This is a genomic window from Acidobacteriota bacterium, from assembly GCA_040756905.1.
In the GTDB taxonomy this organism is placed as follows: Bacteria; Acidobacteriota; Aminicenantia; order JBFLYD01; family JBFLYD01; genus JBFLYD01.
Window position 1 is genome coordinate 1 of the sequence record JBFLYD010000024.1, and the last position, 3,602, is coordinate 3,602.

Consider the following 3,602-nt stretch of genomic DNA (forward strand, 5'->3'; position numbering starts at 1 on the left):
CAACACCTTTGTATGAAGATTATGCTGATGTTGTTCTTAAAAAATCTGAATCCGTTATGGAAAGGTATGGTTTAAGGAGACTGTGCGCCATTACGGAGAAAATCATTATCTATTATCCAGAAGCTAATAATAAACAGGATAGAAGAATTAATTTTTATGCTATGGCAACAGGGGAGTTTGTGACTGAAAAAGATATAGAGCAAGAACCTATATTGAAAAGGGCCAAAGAAATAGTCAAAGAATACAAAGATTGGAAACGGTTTAAAGGTCACCTGATTTTTTTCAAGAATTCAGATTGCAAATCTTACAATGTTATTCATGCTCCTCTATTAATTAGTGAAGGAGAAAGAGAAGAAGTTATAGGTGTTCTCACCATTGAGAATAAATTAAATTCCGAAGGAAAGGTAGATATCCAAACCTTCTCAGACTACGAAATTGAGACTTTCAGGAGATGGACAAATATAATCTCATATTGTATTGAAAATAAAAGACAGAAAGATTTATTCAAAGAGATTATAGACAGCTCACCACATGGCATAATCTTTAGCGACATCTCAGGAGATATAATAGAAATGAGTACACGTGCTAAAGAGATTTTAAATTCTGAGAAAGAAAATATAAAAAATGTAAGAGATGTTTACGATGTTGAAAATTTAAAAAAGATAGGGGTTAAACTTAAGGAGGCTACAGAAAAGGGTGAAAAAGGTGTTAAGGATTGGTTCGCTGAGTTAAAAAATCAAAAAGACAAAACAAAAATCCCTGTCATTGGATCGGCCTTCAATATTAAACATTTTATTGAATTGCCCGATTTCCCTCGTTATGGAACAGTTGGTTATTTTGGGACCACAGGGGTATCTAAATATGTCAGAGAATGTGGAATTGAAATTTTAGATTTGATTTTAAGAGACGAAAATGTATGGGATAAAAATCTCCATGATAAGATTAAATCATTTAAGGATGAAGTATTAAAATCTGGCACGCGCGATAATGAAAATGAGTATATCTATAGTTGTGTTGAGAAGTTCTTTAACGAATTATGCAATGAAGATGAATTGCAAATTCCTCAAGAGTTAAAAAAATTATCTGAGCGTTTTCGTGAGGAAGAAAGAACCCTACGTGGCCTTCCTCACTATCGAGAACATTTTCTTCATCAGTTTCATGTCTTTCTTGCAGGCTACCGTATTATTACTCTATTGGGAGTAGAAAAAATGGTCTTTCTGATTAATCTTAACAGGTCTGGGATTAAGAGAAAATTAGAAAGAAATGAAAAATTTATAAAATTTGTAAAGGGTATTTTTCAGCAAGATGACCTATCATACAACAACCTAAACCTATGTAATGCATTAAAAACTTTGAATGTTAATGTTGATATAGAAAATGAGTTATCTCAATTACAGTATACAGATTTAACACAAGAGAAAAAGAATCTCTTAAAACTTTGGTTTCTGGCAGCAATGTTTCATGACATTGCCTATTACTATGAAAAACTGGAAGAATGGCTTAGGAAGTATTTCTCATTAGATTATCATATTTCTTGGGATTCTTTTATAAAGGATCCTCAGTATGATAGATTTATAAGAGATTATGCAAAAATGCTCAGTCAAAATGAGGAAGATCGCGGAAATATCTCGCATTTTTTCAGAACTGAGATATTAGACAATCACGATCACGGTGTTATAAGTTCGCTACTATTTTTAAAAGAAATTCCCAAAGATACCCTAGACCGAGATATTTATAGAGAGGCTGCTTTAGCAATGGCTCTCCATAATTTCCCTGTTTGGGGAAAGCTACCTGAGAGTTTGGGAAAGAGAAAAAAGATAAACTTCTTTGATTACCCTATTGAATACTTATTGATGTATTGCGATTTCATACAGGAGTGGGGAAGGATCTTTCATAGGCGAGAAAAGTTAAATTATAATGCCAAATTAAAAGATTTAAGTTTGGAAGGAGAGGAAGGAGAACAAATTGCGTGCACTCTTTGGTATCCTAAAGAACCAGACCCTTTGGATCCTAAAGATATAAGACCATTTAAGGATCGTGTTAAGCAGCATTTAACAGATATATTCAACTCGTGGGATTGTAAAAGCATTCATAAAAGTAGTCAGAAGGAAAAACCTCTTTTTAAAATTATTCATAAGGTAGAAGAAAAATTTGTACAGCAAACAATTTTTTCTGATTGGATTTGGAATGATTGATAAAACTGCCGAGAGGAAGATAAGAGCCTAAAGGGTGAAGGAAAAAAGTTAAAACTCAAAAATTATTTATTTTAACGATGCCCGCAACGACAACTAACATGTCGGAAAAGACTACCGTTCCAAACCAAGAGGCTTCTTTTCCGCCAATAACGTTATCTGCTCACTGTGGGCAGGGAAAAAGGAGATTAAAAAATGTTTAAAAAATTGCTTTTATTATTCACAATTTTCTTTATGGATTACAGTTCAACAACATATGCAAAAAGTTTTGTATATAAACCCAACCCAATAACATACGAGCTTAATGTTGTTATTTGGTGGATTAAGCCAGTCAAATTAGCCGCAGTTTAATCGAAATAGGCTGACCCATCTTTCCAGCTTTTCATATTAAAATAATGGGATTGACAAATGGGAAAGGACCCAAAGCGGTAGGAGCATTGCTACGTTTAATGGACGAGAGCGCTCCACCGCCTTGGTCATGGTACGGCTTATTGTCCCTTTTTTTGATGGTTTGTATCAAGCAATTATTTGAGCTTGGCAAGAAATTCCCATTTCCTCGCCCGCCTACCTGTCTAAGATGTGGTAGCACAAGAATCTGGGGACACGGCTTCAAAGACAAACTTTATGACGGCTACTCCTCGGCCTTGCCGCTAAGGCGATATGTCTGTGCAGACTGTGGCTGTATTTATACATTGAGACCTTTTGGATACTGGCCACGATACCAGGCATCGGCAACGATGATATTGAGCACTATTTGTAAACGTATAAAAGACGGAGTGTGGAGAGCAAATGCTCTGTTGAGTCGTCAGCGCCGGCAGCATTGGTTTCGGGCCTTGGGCAGGAATATTAAAGCTCACCTGGGGATGGATTTTGAAGGGGGCTTTCTTGATGGATTTTATGAACTACTGCATCAAGGGAGGATACCGGTAGCGAGGGCAGGATAAAACGCAAATGATTTCAAGTTATTAAGAATCCACCCAATAGTTGCGGCGACATAAAGGTATTCGTTCTGGTAAATCTTCCTCATCAATAAGAAGGAGGTTTTTTGATGACGGAAGAGATGAAGCAGCGGGTGGCAGTATTCAGATTTGGAGTCATTGCCGATTTTGTAGACGGCAGACAGTTGCAATGGGGAGAAACCGAGCGTCAGGGTCTGAGGGAGGGTCAAACCTTCAAAATTCATTTTTACAAGGGGTTTGCCCGCACCAGCAGGTCACTATGATGCTCTGGAGAGATTCTTCCCTGCAATTTGATATAATCCTTAAGAGGAGGTGCTAAATGTTTAAAGCTATCGGCTATATTGAAAAAGACTCCGAAACGGGCTTCTATGTTGCAATAGTTCCTGGGATTCCTGGTGCGCACACGCAAGCTGAAACATTGGATGAACTTCAGCAGAATCTAAAAGAAGTT

General features: G+C 36.7%; 3 protein-coding genes. All 3 read left to right on the plus strand.

Annotated features, from left to right (window positions below; all coding sequences use genetic code 11):
• The coding region (locus AB1410_03615) for a hypothetical protein (GenBank protein ID MEW6455787.1) at nt 1-2,195 on the plus strand (2,195 nt) is incomplete at its 5' end.
• 1,045 nt (nt 2,196-3,240) lie between these two features.
• Entirely contained in the window at nt 3,241-3,414 is a 174-nt protein-coding gene (locus AB1410_03620) for a hypothetical protein (protein ID MEW6455788.1), read from the plus strand.
• Nucleotides 3,415-3,470: 56 nt separating this feature from the next.
• Nucleotides 3,471-3,602, plus strand: a 132-nt coding sequence (locus tag AB1410_03625; GenBank protein MEW6455789.1) for a type II toxin-antitoxin system HicB family antitoxin, incomplete at its 3' end; no start/stop codon positions are given.

Coding starts and splice junctions, on each gene's coding strand:
- AB1410_03620 (MEW6455788.1), top strand. CDS start 3,241: ATGACGGAAGAGATGAAGCAGCGGGTGGCAGTATTCAGATTTGGAGTC.